We start from the raw sequence: 11,932 nt of genomic DNA, 5'->3' as shown, positions 1-11,932 counted from the left end.
TCAGGCCGCCCGGGCGCCCTTGGTCCAGACCCCACGCACCAGGGGCAGGTCGCCGGCCAGGCGCACCCGCAACAGGTCGGCCCGCTGGCCGGGCGCGATCTCGCCACGATCATCGAGACCCACGGCGCGGGCCGGGGCTGAGGTGACCAGGGCGGCAGCCCGCGAAAGGCTCCAGCCAAAGGGCGGCTTGGTCATGGCAAAGGCGCACTCCACCAGGCTGCGGGGCACATAGTCGGAGGCAAATGCGTCGAGCAGGTCAGCCTCGGCCAGCTGGGCGGCGGGCACATTGCCGGAATAGGAGCCGCCGCGGATCAGGTTCGGGCCGCCCATGACCACCACCATGCCTCGCTCCCGCGCCCGCTGGGCGGCTTCGGCGGTGACGGGGAATTCGGCCACGGTGGCCCCCAGGTCACAGGCCTCGTCGATGTGCTCAAGGCTTTCATCATCGTGGCTGGCCAGCGGGATCTGGCGGCTGGTGGCCATCTGGGCCACGTGGCGACGATTGTCGTCGGCGTTGCGGGCCTGGCGGTCGCGGACCTGGGCCAGGCGGTCCTGGGCGGCGCTCTCGCTCATGCCACCCGCCTGCCAGTTGGCCATGTGCTTTTCCAGGTTGCGGTACTGCCGCTGGCCCGGGGTGTGATCCATCAGGGAGAACAGGACGGTCATGGGATGATCGGCCATGAGCTCCAGTCGGGCGCGAAGGTCATCGGCGGTGGTCTCGCAACGCCAGTGAATCCGGTGATCGGCCCGCAGCATCCCCTGGTTCTGGGCCTCATGCAGCCCGTCCACCAGCCGACGCAGATTGTCGGTATTGCGCGCCGCCGAGGCGTTGAAGGAGCCCAGAGTCAGGGAGTTCAGCACCGTGGTGACCCCCACCGACAGGCCGCAGCCGTCATGGGTCACCGCCGCCGAGATCGGGTTCCAATCGATGTTGGGCCGGGGGAAATAGTGCTTCTCCAGGCTGTCGGTGTGCAGGTCGACGACGCCGGGCATGAGCACGTCGCCCTCGAAGTCCTCACCGGTTCCGCCGGGGCCGCGATCGATCTGGGCAATGACCCCGTCACGCACCAGAACCGATCCGATGAAGTCGTCGTCGCCCGTGACCACACGGGCGTTTCGAAACGCCAGTTCCACGCTGTTCTCCTGGAATTACTTAAGACAAATCAGTCCCGCTCGGGGTCCTGGAAGATGATTTCGATCTCGCTGGTGGAGCGGGACTCGCCGAATTCCAGCGGCCGGCCCAGGCCATCCACATTGACGTACCTGCGGATCAGCAGGGGCACATGCCGGGGCACGTGCAGCAGCTCAGCCTCCTGCGGAGTCGGCAGGCGCGCCGAGATGGAGGTTTTGCGGCGGGTATAGTCGGGCACCCCGCTGTCGAGCAGGGTCTGGGTGATGGTGCCGCGCACCTTGTACATCTCGATGAAGGTCGGGAAGCGCTCGAAGCTGAAGTGGTGCAGGCCATGGCCGGTGGGCTCGCCGTCCACAAAGCGTCGCCGCTCCATGAAGATCACCGGCGCGCCAATCTTCAGGCCCAGGGCCTCGGCGACGGGGCCGGTGGCGGGACGCACCTCCAGCTTCAGAACCTGGGTGGTGGGCTCCCCGCCATTCTTCAGCACGGCTTCGGTGAAGCGCGGCCGGCGCTGCAGGCGGGCTGGACGGGAGGGACGGCGAACAAAGCTGCCGCGGCCCTGGGTCGACTCCACGATTCCCTTTTCCTGCAGATCCGAGAGGGCCCGGCGCACTGTGTGGCGATTGACCATGAACTGCCGCGACAGCTCGTGTTCGGTGGGAAGTTTGTCGCCGGGCGTCAGTTCACGCGACCGGATCTGCTGTTCCAGGGACTGGGCGATCTCGCGCCACAACGGCATTCCACCTGACATTCCACCACCTCGTGATCAGTCTAAGTCGGATGTCCTAGACAAGTTTTACTACTGTAAAATAAGTTTCATACTTGGTTTGTTGTCGCCATTTCGGCTTTCGAATACCCAATGCATAAGACGAATACAACATTTTACTTACTTGTCGAGGTGACGCATGCCGGTCGATCCGGTCAACAAGGCGGCGGGCGATGAGCGCCGCCAGTGGTTGTCGATCCTGGCCAAGGCTCAGCCTGGCGAGGTCAGCGCGGCGTGGGATGCCCTGTCCGAGCGGCCGTCCTATTCGGCCCTGCGGGCCCCGGAGACCGGCCTGGTGCTGGTGCGCGGTCGCATGGGTGGGGCGGGCGACGCCTTCAACATGGGCGAGATGACCGTCACCCGGGCTGCGGTCCGGCTGGAGAGCGGCGAGACCGGGATCGGCTACGTCGCCGGCCGTGATCGCCGCCATGCCGAACTGGCCGCCGCGGTCGACGCCATGATGCAGGCGCCGGCCCTGCGTCCAGCGGTGGAAGGCGCGGTGGTGGCCAAGCTGGCCCGAGCCCAGGCCGAGCGCCGGGACACCGCCGCCCGCAAGGCTGCGGCCACCAAGGTCGACTTCTTCACCATGGTCCGCACCCGAGGCCCCCAATGAGCCTCGCAACCCTCGATCTCAGCCGCATCGCCCCGGCCTTTGTTGATCCCGTCCGGGAGAGCCAGGCGGTGTTCCGTGAGGTGATGGAGTGCATGGCCCGTCCAGGCCGCATCACCCGCTTCGACCGCGCGCCAAAGGCACCAGCCGGTGTGGCCAAGGCCGCCGGTGCTGTGGCCCTGACCCTGTTCGACTTTGAGACCCTGGTCTGGCTGGACCCGGCCCTGGCCGAGTCAGAAGCCGAGGCCTGGCTTCGCTTCCACTGCGGTTGCCCGCTGACCCTCAAGTCGCAGGACGCCGCATTCGCCTTGGTCACCGACATCGCCAAGGCCCCGGCCCTGGCGGCCTTCAACCAGGGCGACGCCAAATACCCCGACCGCTCCACCACGGTGATCTTGCAGATCGCGGCCCTGGAGGGCGGTCCGACCGTGACCCTCAGCGGGCCCGGCATCCAGACCACTACCGACATCGCGCCCCAGGGCCTGCCCCAGGACTTCTGGAGCCAGCTCGAGACCAATCAGGCGCAGTTCCAGTTCGGCGTCGACGTTCTGCTGGTGGCCGATGACCGGCTGCTGGCCCTGCCCCGCACCACAACCGCTCAGATCAAGGGAGGCTGACATGGCCTATGTTTCCGTCAAAGGCGGCGAGAAGGCGATCACCCACGCCCACCAGTGGCTCGCCGAAGATCGCCGGGGTGATCCTGGCGTCCACGAGCTGGAAGTGGCGCAGGTGCGTGAGCAGCTGTCCCTGGCCGTCGACCGGGTGATGAGCGAAGGCTCCTGCTACGACCGCGACCTGGCCGCGCTGGCGGTGAAGCAGGCCCGGGGCGACCTGCCCGAGGCGATCTTCCTGCTGCGGGCCTATCGCACCACCCTGCCCCGCTTCGGTGCGTCCCTGCCGGTGGAGACCGAAGCCATGGCGGTCCGCCGCCGCGTCTCGGCCGCCTTCAAGGACATTCCCGGCGGTCAGGTGCTTGGCCCGACCTTCGACTACACCCATCGTCTGCTGGACTTCGCCCTGGCCGCTGAAGGCGGCGCGCCGCCCGAGCCCGCGCCCCAGGCCGAAGAGCCCCAGGCCTATCCCATGCCCAACATCGCCTCGGTGTTCCGGCATGAGGACCTGCTGGAGCATGACGTGCGCACCGACGAGGCGCCCGAGCCCTACGACCTGACCCGCCAGCCGATGAAGTTCCCCGCCGACCGGGACCAGCGCCTGCAGGCCCTGGCCCGGGGCGACGAGGGCTTCCTGCTCAGCCTGGCCTATTCCTCGCAGCGCGGCTGGGGCTCGACCCACCCACTGTGCGGCGAGATCCGCATGGGCGAAGTGGCCGTGGAGTATGTGCCAGACGAGTTGGGCTTTGCCATCGAGATCGGCGAAGTCACCCTTACCGAATGCACCATGCTGTCAGGCTTTGCCGGCTCGGCTGAACGTCCGCCGCAGTACACCCGGGGCTACGGTCTGACCTTTGGCCACTGCGAGCGCAAGGCCATGAGCATGGCCATTGTCGACCGCGCCCTGCGTCACCGGGAAGTGGGCGAACAGGCCGACGCCCCCGTGCAGGACGAGGAGTTCGTCCTCTATCACTCGGACAATGTGGAGGCCTCGGGCTTCGTGCAGCACCTGAAGCTGCCCCACTACGTGGACTTCCAGGCCGACCTGCAACTGATCCGCCGGCTCCGCAAGGAGCACTTCGAGCGCCGCGCCGCCCTGAAGGAAGCCGCAGAATGAGTACGCCTGTCCCGGCTCTCGCCAATGCGCCCGAGCGCTATTACAACTACGCCTACCTCGATGAGCAGACCAAGCGGATGATCCGCCGTTCGATCCTCAAGGCCCTGGCCATCCCCGGATACCAGGTGCCCTTTGGCTCGCGGGAAATGCCCGTGCCCTATGGCTGGGGCACTGGCGGCATCCAGCTGACCGCGGCGATCATCGGGCCTGATGATGTCTATAAGTGCATCGACCAGGGTGCCGACGACACCACCAACGCCGTCTCCATCCGCCGGTTCTTCGCCAATGTGGCTGACGTGGCCACCACCGAGGATACGGGCGAGGCGACCATCATCCAGACCCGTCACCGGATCCCGGAAAAGCCCCTGAAGCAAGGCCAGGTCCTGGTCTATCAGGTGCCGCAACCCGAACCCCTGCGCGGTCTGGAGGCTCGGGAGACCGAGACCCGCGCCATGCACGCCTATGAGGAATACGGTCTGCAGTACGTCTCGCTCTACGAAAACATCTCAGCCTATGGGCGCATCGCCGCCACCGCCGGCTATCCGGTGATGGTGGAGGAGCGCTACCTGATGTCGCCCTCGCCGATCCCCAAGTTCGACAATCCGAAGATGGCCCAGAACGAAGCCGTCATGCTGTTCGGCGCTGGCCGGGAAAAGCGCATCTATGCGGTGCCGCCGTTCACCCGCGTCCGCAGCCTGGATTTCGAGGACTATCCTTTCGAGACCCAGACCTGGGAGGAGACCTGCGCCCTGTGCGGGGCCGAGGACTCCTATCTGGACGAGGTCATCCTCGATGACGCCGGCGACAAGATGTTCGTCTGCTCCGACAGCCACCACTGCGCCGAACGCCGGGCTGCGGGCCATGTGGGCCCCATGGCCGGCCACGCCCTCGATCAGGACGCCGCCCTGAAGGAGCCCGCCGAATGAACGCCATCCCTGGCAGAATTGCGCCCGCCCCGCTGCTCAGCGTCGAGGGCCTGACCAAGTGGTACGGCCATGTCCTGGGCTGCCGCGACGTGGCCTTTGACCTGCGGCCCGGCGAGGTTTTGGGCATTGTTGGTGAAAGCGGGTCGGGCAAGACCACCTTGCTCAACTGCATCTCCGGCAAGCTGACGCCGACCGCTGGCGAGGTCCGCTTTGACACCCGCCGGTTCGGCCTGACCGACATCTACGGCCTGTCAGAGCCGGACCGGCGCCGGATGCAGCGCGAAGAATGGGGCTTCGTCCACCAGAACCCACGTGATGGCCTGCGCATGCGGGTCTCTGGTGGGGCCAATGTGGCCGAGCCGCTGATGAACCTGGGGGCGCGCCACTATGGGCAGATGCGCCAGTCGACCATCGACTGGCTGGACCGGGTCGAGCTGGACACCCGCCGGATCGATGACAAGCCGCGCAACTTCTCCGGCGGCATGCAACAGCGCATCCAGGTGGCCCGCAACCTGATCCATGGCCCGCGCCTGGTGTTCATGGATGAGCCTACCGGTGGCCTGGACGTATCGGTGCAGGCGCGCCTGCTCGACCTGCTGCGCGAACTGGTCCGGGACCTGGGCCTGGCGGTGATCATCGTCACCCACGACATGGCCGTGGCCCGGCTGATGGCTGACCGCCTAATGGTCATGAAGGGCGGCGAGGTGGTGGAAACCGGCCTGACCGACCAGGTGCTGGACGATCCCCAGCATCCCTACACCCAGCTCCTCGTCTCCTCCGTCCTGCAGATCTAGAGCCATGACCGACAAACCCCTGATCATCGTCGAAGACCTGGCCAAAACCTTCGTGCTGCACAATGCGGAGCAGGCCACCATCCCGGTCTTCCAGGACCTGACCCTTCAGGTCGCCGCCGGCGAATGCGTGGTGCTGGCCGGAGAGTCCGGCGTCGGCAAGTCCACCCTGATGCGCTCCATCTTCGGAAACTATCTGCCAACCGTGGGTTCGGTGAAGGTCTGGCACGATGGCACCTATGTGGACATTACCCAGGCCAGCCCCCACGAGGTGCTGGAGGTCCGCCGCCGGACGCTGGGCTATGTCTCACAGTTCCTGCGGGTCATTCCCCGGGTGCCGACCCTGCAGCTGGTCATGGAGCCGCTGCTGGAGAACGGCGTGTCGTTCGAAGAGTCCAAGGAACGGGCCAGCGAGCTGCTGTCGGCCCTTCGGCTGCCCCAGGCCCACTGGGACCTGCCACCCGCCACCTTTTCTGGCGGCGAGCAGCAGCGGGTGAACATCGCCCGCAGCTTCATCCGCAAGTACCCGGTCCTGCTGCTCGACGAACCCACAGCCTCCCTGGACGCGGAGAACCGGGCCATCGTCGTGCGGCTGATCCAGGAAGCCCTGGCCGAAGGCGCGGCCATGATCGGCATTTTCCACGATCTCGACGTGCGCGACGCCGTGGCCAGCCGACTGTTCGAAGTGGCGCAGTTCAAAGCGGCGGCCTGACCATGACCGAGACACGCATCTTCTCTGACCAGGTGATCACGCCAAGCGGCATGGTCGCCGCCGAACTGGTGCTCCGCGACGGCGTCATCGCCGCCGTGGAGGCCAAGGCCGCCTGCCCCGCAGGCGTCATCGACTGGACCGGCGATGTGCTGGTGGCGGGTCTGGTGGACATCCACACCGACAACCTCGAGAAGCACTATCAGCCCCGTCCAGGCGCCCTCTGGGACGCCTATGGGGCGGCGCTGGCCCACGACGGCCAATGCGTCACGGCGGGCATCACCACCGTGCTGGACTCACTGAGCCTGCATGGGCGCAAGGATGGTCTGGAGCGGCGTGAGGCCCTGGGTCCGATGATCGCCGGTATGGATCAGGCCCAGGCCGACGGTGCCCTGCGCGCCGATCACCTGCTGCACCTGCGCTGCGAAGTGACCAATCCTGAGCTCCTGAACCTGCTGGAGCCGCACGCCGACAGCCTGCGGCTGAAGCTCCTGTCGATCATGGACCACACGCCGGGCCAGCGGCAGACCGCCAATGTAGACCGGCTCCAGGCTCGCATGGTGGCGGCTGGCCGCAGCGCCGACGAGATCGAGGAAATGATGGCGCGCCGTCATTCCGGCCGCGACCCCGGCGTCGCCTTCGACAATCGCCGTAAGGTGGTGGCGTTTGCCAGGGAATATGGACTGCCACTCGCCGCCCATGATGACGAGACCCTGGAGCACGTGGAAGAAGCCCACGACGACGGCTGCATCATCGCCGAGTTTCCCGTGACCCTCACCGCTGCCCAGAAGGCGCGGGAGTTGGGCATGTTCGTGGCCATGGGCGCGCCGAACTTCGTGCGCGGCGGCTCGCATTCGGGCAATCTGTCGGCCCGTGAGAGCGCCCAGGCTGGCGTGCTCGACATCCTCGCCTCGGACTATGTGCCCCTCTCCATGCTCCGCTCCGCCTTCATGCTGATCGACGACATGGGCTGGTCGCCGCAGGCCGCCATGGCCACGGTGAGCGCGGCCCCGGCCCGCAGCCTTGGCCTGACTGATCGCGGCGAGATCGCCGTGGGCCAGCGGGCTGACCTGGTGCGGGTCTCCCGTCGCAGCCAGGGCTGGCCGGTTCCGGTCGAGGTCTGGCGTCAGGGCGCACGGGTGGCATGAGCCCCCGCTACGCCGTCTACTACGCCCCTGATCCGCAAGGGGACCTCTGGGACCTGGCCTGCGCCTGGCTCGGCCGCGATCCGCACCGCAAGGTCGATTGCGTCCGGCCGGCCACCCCGGCCCTGGCCGACCTCGACCTGGACGCCTTGACCGCGAGCCCAAGGGGCTACGGCTTTCACGCCACCTTGAAGGCACCGTTCGAGCTCGCCCATGGGGCGGGCGAACGCGACCTGCTGGACTTTGCCGAGGGGTTTGCGGGACGACGCGCGCCCTTTGAGGCTTCGATCTCGCCCCAGGCCCTGGGCCGTTTCCTGGCGTTTCGGCTGAACGATCCCTGCGAGGCCATGGACGCCCTGGCGGAGGCCTGCGTGCGGGATTTCGACCCGTTCCGCGCGCCCCTGTCGGAGGCCGACATCGCCCGGCGCCGGAGGGCGCAGCTGTCGCCGGCCCAGGACGCGCGGATGCTGGAATGGGGCTATCCCTATATCTTCGACGACTTCAGGTTCCATATGACCCTGACCAGCGGCATCGCCGATGACGCCGTGCGCACCCGGGTGCTGGAGACCCTGAGCCAGCTGTTTGCCTATGTGAGCGGCCCCCACCGCTTCAACAGCGTGGCCATCTATCGGCAGGCTGACCGCGAGGCCCCCTTCGAAGTGGTCGAACGGTTCGGTTTCGCCCCGGAACCCGCGCCGGCCTGACCCTAGAACTTGTCGCCGCGCATGACTTCCACGTCGGAAACGGCGGCGACGCCGGGATAGTCGGCGAAGAAATCCGCCAGGCGTTCGAGGACGCGCTCAGCCACCTCGGCGGTGACCAGGGCGAAGATCAGCCGCTTTTCCTGGCCCGGCGTGAAGTCGCCGCTGCGCCAGCCCCCGCTGTCACCGCTGCCCGCCAGGCTCGGCAGCACGGTCCAGCCGCGCACGCCCGCCTCGGCCAGAAAGCCCTCGACGCGCCTCAGCACCGGGGCCTCGACAATGATTTCCAGCTTCTTGCGCTTCGACAGTTGCATGGATCTCACCCGAGGAGGGCGGCGGTGGCCGCCGTATAGAGGGGAATACCGAAGACCAGATTGAAGGGGAATGTCACAGCCAGGGACAAGGTCAGATAGACGCCGGGATCGGCGTCCGGCAGGGCGATCCGCATGGCGGCAGGCACCGCGATGTAAGACGCGCTGGCCGCCAGAATGGCCAGGACCGCAGCATTACCTACCGACAGGCCTAGGGCCAGGGATAGAGCCAGGGACAGCACCGACGACAAAAGCGGCATGAAGATCGCAAAGGCGATCAAGGGTAAGGTCAGGGACCTGGCCGCGCTGAGACGCCTGGCCGCTACCAGCCCCATGTCGAGCAGGAACAGCACCAGCACCCCCTGGAAGACGGGGCCGACAAACACCTCCAACTTGGACATGCCGGCGTCGCCGCTGAGCAGTCCGACCAGGAAGGCGCCGATCAGCAGGACGACCGAGCCGTTCAGGGCCACCTCGCGGAACAGCTCACCGCGCAGGCCCTGGCGGCCGGCTGCGCCCCCGCCGGCCAGGATCAAGGCCGAGAGAATGGCCGGGGTTTCCATCAGGGCCACCACCGCGACCATGTACCCGCCGAACGGCACCCCGCTGACCCGCAGGAACTCGGTGCCGGCCACGAAGGTGACGATGGAGACCGAGCCATAATGCGCCGCAGTCGCCGCCGAGGTGGTGCGGTCCAGCCGGCTGATGACCCTCAGTATGGCGAAGGCGATAACTGGAATGCCGAAGCTGAGGATCAGGCCGACGCCAGCGGCCTTGAGAAAGTCCGGGCTCATCCCCGCCCGGGCCGCCTCAACCCCGCCCTTGAACCCAATGGACAGCATCAGCACCAGGGCCAGGGTCTTGGCCGTGCTCTCGGGGATCGACAGGTCGGACTTGAACCAGCCCGCCCCAAACCCCAGCAGGAAAAACAGAATGGCCGGGGTCAGCAGATTGGTCAGGGCCATTTGCAGTGAGTCGACCACGGGCGGCTCCTAACGCGGACACAGGGGCCGCCCTCTTAGCAGGCTGGCGGGACGGCTCCAGACTCAAGGCTCAATCATTATGGCTCTTATCATAGCCATGACGCCGGCTTCTCGTGAGCCGTCGTTTTTTAATGCGACCACGTCATCCCCGGTCACGTCGTAGGCCTGGGCTTGGGCGATGCGATCAACGACTTCCGCCGCCGATTCCCGGCCCCGCTGACGAAGCCGCTCGGCGAGCTGATCGGGATCTGCGCTCACCGCAATCACGCGGACAGGATGATAGAGCCGCCGCGCTTCATCGATCACGCCGCGGGAGACATTGACCACCACCGTGCGGCCCTGGGTCAGATCCTTCAAGGCTGAGGCTGGCGCGCCGTAGCAAAGCCCGTGCGCGGTCCAGGACAGCAGATATGCGCCGGCCGCCTGGCGACTTTGGAATTCCGTCTCGCTGATCGGCTGGTGGTCCTCTCCGCCGGCCTCGGCCGGGCGCGTAATCTCCCGGCGGAGAAAAACCACCTGGGGGTTATCGGCCAGGGCCGCGCGGGCCCCATCGATCAAGGTATCCTTGCCGACCCCCGAGGGGCCGACCACCAGAACCAGCCAACCGCGCTCAGGCGTATTTTTCAACGAAGGCGTCAGCGTCGAGGGCGCGGAAGTCGTCGAGGGCGTCGGCGAGGCGTTCATGGTCCCAGTCCCACCAGGCGATCGCGAGAAGGCCGTCCTGCACCGCCTTGGGGAAGCGCTCACGGATCGGCTTGGACGGTACCCCGCCCACGATGGTGAAGGGGGCGACATCCTTGGACACCACTGCGCCGGCCCCGACAACTGCGCCGGTGCCCACAGTGACGCCAGGGAGGATCGTTACGCCATGGCCGAGCCACACATCGTGGCCGAGCGTCACGGTATGAGACCGCCGCCACTCGAAGAAGTCGTGGTCGTCCTCGTCCCCCAGCTCATAGGAGATGGCACGGTAGCTGAAGTGATGCTGCGCGGCCTTCCAGGTGGGGTGATTGCCAGGATTGATCCGCACGTCCCGGGCGATGGAGCAGAACTTGCCGATCTCGGCATAGGCCGAGCTGGAATCGTTGACGATGTAGCTGAACGCCCCCATCGCAGTTTCCGACAGACTGGTCCGCGCGCCCACCCGGCACCAGGGGCCAAGGATGCTGTCATGCACCTGGGCCTGGGCGTTGATGGCCGGCTCAGCGCCCTTTGGACGCTCAGCGGTCTCCGGCGGCGGGACGAAGCGCTCGAAATAGCGATAGCCCGGCGACAGGGGCCGGTCTGCGAGCTTCAGTCCCATCAGGCGGCCACGACGGCTGGGCCTGCGAAGGCCAATCCCGCCCGGCCGGTCCGCACGCCATAGATCTTGTCGACCACCTCGGGGGTCAGGGCGGACGGTGGGCCATCAAAGATGATCTTGCCCTTGGACATGCCGATGACCCGCGTGCAGTAGCGACGGGCAATGTCGAGGCTGTGCAGGTTGACGATCACAGGAATGCCGCGGTCACGGCAGACATCCTGCAGCGCTTCCATCACCACCTCGGCGTTGATGGGGTCGAGGGAGGCCACCGGCTCGTCGGCCAGCAGCATGTCAGGCTCCTGCAACATGGCCCGGGCGATGGCCACACGCTGCTGCTGCCCGCCCGAGAGTGTGGCGGCCCGTTGCAGGGCGGCCTGGGCCATGTCGAGGCGGTCCAGCTCCAGGATGGCGCGAGCCCGGTCTTCGGCCGGAAAAATCTTCAGGAGTGAGGTGGCGGTGGGGCGCTCGGCCAAGACACCCACCAGGACATTGGTGATCACATCCAGGCGCGGGCAGAGGTTGAACTGCTGGAAGATCATGGCGCAGCGGCGACGCCAGCGGCGCAGGGGCTTGCCTTTCAGCTTGCCGACATCTTCGCCGTCCCAGATCACTTCACCAGACGTCGGCTCGGCCAGGCGGTTGATCATGCGCAACAGGGTGGACTTTCCAGCGCCTGAGCGCCCGATGATCCCGATGAACTCCCCACGATTACAGGTGAAGGAAACGCCGTCGACGGCGCTGACCTCCCCGAACCGCTTGGTCACGTTGCGCAGCTCTAGCATCCTGGCTCCAGGGTACGGCGACAAGCTCTTGAAGGGTGTCAGCTT

15 protein-coding genes are annotated in these 11,932 nt (G+C 66.8%); 8 read left to right on the top strand and 7 right to left on the bottom strand.

Translation table 11 applies throughout. The features are described from left to right. On the bottom strand, positions 1 to 1,134 hold the full coding sequence (locus MH112_RS07475) for an alpha-D-ribose 1-methylphosphonate 5-triphosphate diphosphatase (RefSeq protein ID WP_296565965.1): 1,134 nt from the start codon (positions 1,132 to 1,134) through the stop codon (positions 1 to 3). Positions 1,135 to 1,163: 29 nt separating this feature from the next. Continuing rightward, positions 1,164 to 1,871 (bottom strand): phosphonate metabolism transcriptional regulator PhnF, encoded by a 708-nt coding sequence (gene phnF, locus MH112_RS07470; RefSeq protein WP_296565963.1) that lies wholly within the window; start codon positions 1,869 to 1,871, stop codon positions 1,164 to 1,166. 166 nt (positions 1,872 to 2,037) lie between these two features. Between phnF and phnG the strand changes: the two genes are divergently transcribed. The 8 genes from phnG to MH112_RS07430 are packed head-to-tail and all read left to right on the top strand — an operon-like array spanning position 2,038 to position 8,511. Then, positions 2,038 to 2,511, top strand: a complete 474-nt coding sequence (gene phnG, locus MH112_RS07465) for a phosphonate C-P lyase system protein PhnG (protein WP_296565961.1) — start codon at positions 2,038 to 2,040, stop codon at positions 2,509 to 2,511. After that, positions 2,508 to 3,125: a phosphonate C-P lyase system protein PhnH gene (gene phnH, locus MH112_RS07460; RefSeq protein ID WP_296565960.1), complete on the top strand. Its 618-nt coding sequence runs from the start codon at positions 2,508 to 2,510 to the stop codon at positions 3,123 to 3,125. The genes phnG and phnH overlap by 4 nt, the downstream gene beginning before the upstream one ends. Position 3,126: 1 nt before the next feature. Then, positions 3,127 to 4,236 (top strand): carbon-phosphorus lyase complex subunit PhnI, encoded by a 1,110-nt coding sequence (locus MH112_RS07455; protein ID WP_296565958.1) that lies wholly within the window; start codon positions 3,127 to 3,129, stop codon positions 4,234 to 4,236. Continuing rightward, positions 4,233 to 5,162 carry an alpha-D-ribose 1-methylphosphonate 5-phosphate C-P-lyase PhnJ gene (locus MH112_RS07450; protein WP_296565955.1) on the top strand — a complete coding sequence of 310 codons (930 nt, stop codon included), beginning with the start codon at positions 4,233 to 4,235 and terminating at the stop codon, positions 5,160 to 5,162. Before MH112_RS07455 ends, MH112_RS07450 begins: the two co-directional genes overlap by 4 nt. Continuing rightward, positions 5,159 to 5,956, top strand: a complete 798-nt coding sequence (gene phnK, locus MH112_RS07445; RefSeq protein ID WP_296565954.1) for a phosphonate C-P lyase system protein PhnK — start codon at positions 5,159 to 5,161, stop codon at positions 5,954 to 5,956. Before MH112_RS07450 ends, phnK begins: the two co-directional genes overlap by 4 nt. Before the next feature lie 4 nt (positions 5,957 to 5,960). Next, positions 5,961 to 6,665: a phosphonate C-P lyase system protein PhnL gene (phnL, locus tag MH112_RS07440; RefSeq protein ID WP_296565950.1), complete on the top strand. Its 705-nt coding sequence runs from the start codon at positions 5,961 to 5,963 to the stop codon at positions 6,663 to 6,665. Between the two features lie 2 nt (positions 6,666 to 6,667). After that, on the top strand, positions 6,668 to 7,810 hold the full coding sequence (locus tag MH112_RS07435) for an alpha-D-ribose 1-methylphosphonate 5-triphosphate diphosphatase (protein ID WP_296565948.1): 1,143 nt from the start codon (positions 6,668 to 6,670) through the stop codon (positions 7,808 to 7,810). Further along, the gene (locus MH112_RS07430; RefSeq protein WP_296565945.1) at positions 7,807 to 8,511 is read left to right on the top strand and encodes a DUF1045 domain-containing protein; all 705 of its coding nucleotides are present in this window, start codon (positions 7,807 to 7,809) and stop codon (positions 8,509 to 8,511) included. Before MH112_RS07435 ends, MH112_RS07430 begins: the two co-directional genes overlap by 4 nt. Positions 8,512 to 8,513: 2 nt before the next feature. Here MH112_RS07430 and MH112_RS07425 read toward each other — a convergent pair whose 3' ends face one another. The 5 genes from MH112_RS07425 to phnC form a co-directional block, all read right to left on the bottom strand. Further along, complete coding sequence (locus tag MH112_RS07425; RefSeq protein ID WP_296565943.1) at positions 8,514 to 8,822, bottom strand: hypothetical protein; 309 nt, start codon at positions 8,820 to 8,822, stop codon at positions 8,514 to 8,516. A gap of 5 nt (positions 8,823 to 8,827) precedes the next feature. Beyond that, complete coding sequence (locus tag MH112_RS07420) at positions 8,828 to 9,802, bottom strand: sodium-dependent bicarbonate transport family permease (RefSeq protein WP_296565940.1); 975 nt, start codon at positions 9,800 to 9,802, stop codon at positions 8,828 to 8,830. A gap of 63 nt (positions 9,803 to 9,865) precedes the next feature. Next, the gene (gene phnN, locus MH112_RS07415) at positions 9,866 to 10,429 is read right to left on the bottom strand and encodes a phosphonate metabolism protein/1,5-bisphosphokinase (PRPP-forming) PhnN (protein ID WP_296565937.1); all 564 of its coding nucleotides are present in this window, start codon (positions 10,427 to 10,429) and stop codon (positions 9,866 to 9,868) included. Beyond that, positions 10,413 to 11,105 (bottom strand): hypothetical protein, encoded by a 693-nt coding sequence (locus tag MH112_RS07410; protein WP_296565935.1) that lies wholly within the window; start codon positions 11,103 to 11,105, stop codon positions 10,413 to 10,415. The genes phnN and MH112_RS07410 overlap by 17 nt, the downstream gene beginning before the upstream one ends. Then, complete coding sequence (gene phnC / locus MH112_RS07405; RefSeq protein WP_296565932.1) at positions 11,105 to 11,887, bottom strand: phosphonate ABC transporter ATP-binding protein; 783 nt, start codon at positions 11,885 to 11,887, stop codon at positions 11,105 to 11,107. Before phnC ends, MH112_RS07410 begins: the two co-directional genes overlap by 1 nt. Between the last annotated feature and the right edge of the window lie 45 nt (positions 11,888 to 11,932).

This window comes from Phenylobacterium sp. (assembly GCF_022402485.1).
Classification (GTDB): Bacteria; Pseudomonadota; Alphaproteobacteria; order Caulobacterales; family Caulobacteraceae; genus Phenylobacterium.
The sequence above is the reverse complement of the archived record's forward strand: the minus strand, read 5'-3'. Positions and strand labels throughout refer to the sequence as shown.

Bases quoted from the DNA above. Each gene is read 5' to 3' on its own strand.
- MH112_RS07435 (WP_296565948.1), top strand. From the start codon at position 6,668: ATGACCGAGACACGCATCTTCTCTGACCAGGTGATCACGCCAAGCGGC.
- MH112_RS07425 (WP_296565943.1), bottom strand. From the start codon at position 8,822: ATGCAACTGTCGAAGCGCAAGAAGCTGGAAATCATTGTCGAGGCCCCG.
- phnL (WP_296565950.1), top strand. From the start codon at position 5,961: ATGACCGACAAACCCCTGATCATCGTCGAAGACCTGGCCAAAACCTTC.
- MH112_RS07410 (WP_296565935.1), bottom strand. From the start codon at position 11,105: ATGGGACTGAAGCTCGCAGACCGGCCCCTGTCGCCGGGCTATCGCTAT.
- MH112_RS07455 (WP_296565958.1), top strand. From the start codon at position 3,127: ATGGCCTATGTTTCCGTCAAAGGCGGCGAGAAGGCGATCACCCACGCC.
- phnF (WP_296565963.1), bottom strand. From the start codon at position 1,871: ATGCCGTTGTGGCGCGAGATCGCCCAGTCCCTGGAACAGCAGATCCGG.
- phnK (WP_296565954.1), top strand. From the start codon at position 5,159: ATGAACGCCATCCCTGGCAGAATTGCGCCCGCCCCGCTGCTCAGCGTC.
- phnH (WP_296565960.1), top strand. From the start codon at position 2,508: ATGAGCCTCGCAACCCTCGATCTCAGCCGCATCGCCCCGGCCTTTGTT.
- phnC (WP_296565932.1), bottom strand. From the start codon at position 11,887: ATGCTAGAGCTGCGCAACGTGACCAAGCGGTTCGGGGAGGTCAGCGCC.
- phnG (WP_296565961.1), top strand. From the start codon at position 2,038: ATGCCGGTCGATCCGGTCAACAAGGCGGCGGGCGATGAGCGCCGCCAG.
- MH112_RS07450 (WP_296565955.1), top strand. From the start codon at position 4,233: ATGAGTACGCCTGTCCCGGCTCTCGCCAATGCGCCCGAGCGCTATTAC.
- MH112_RS07430 (WP_296565945.1), top strand. From the start codon at position 7,807: ATGAGCCCCCGCTACGCCGTCTACTACGCCCCTGATCCGCAAGGGGAC.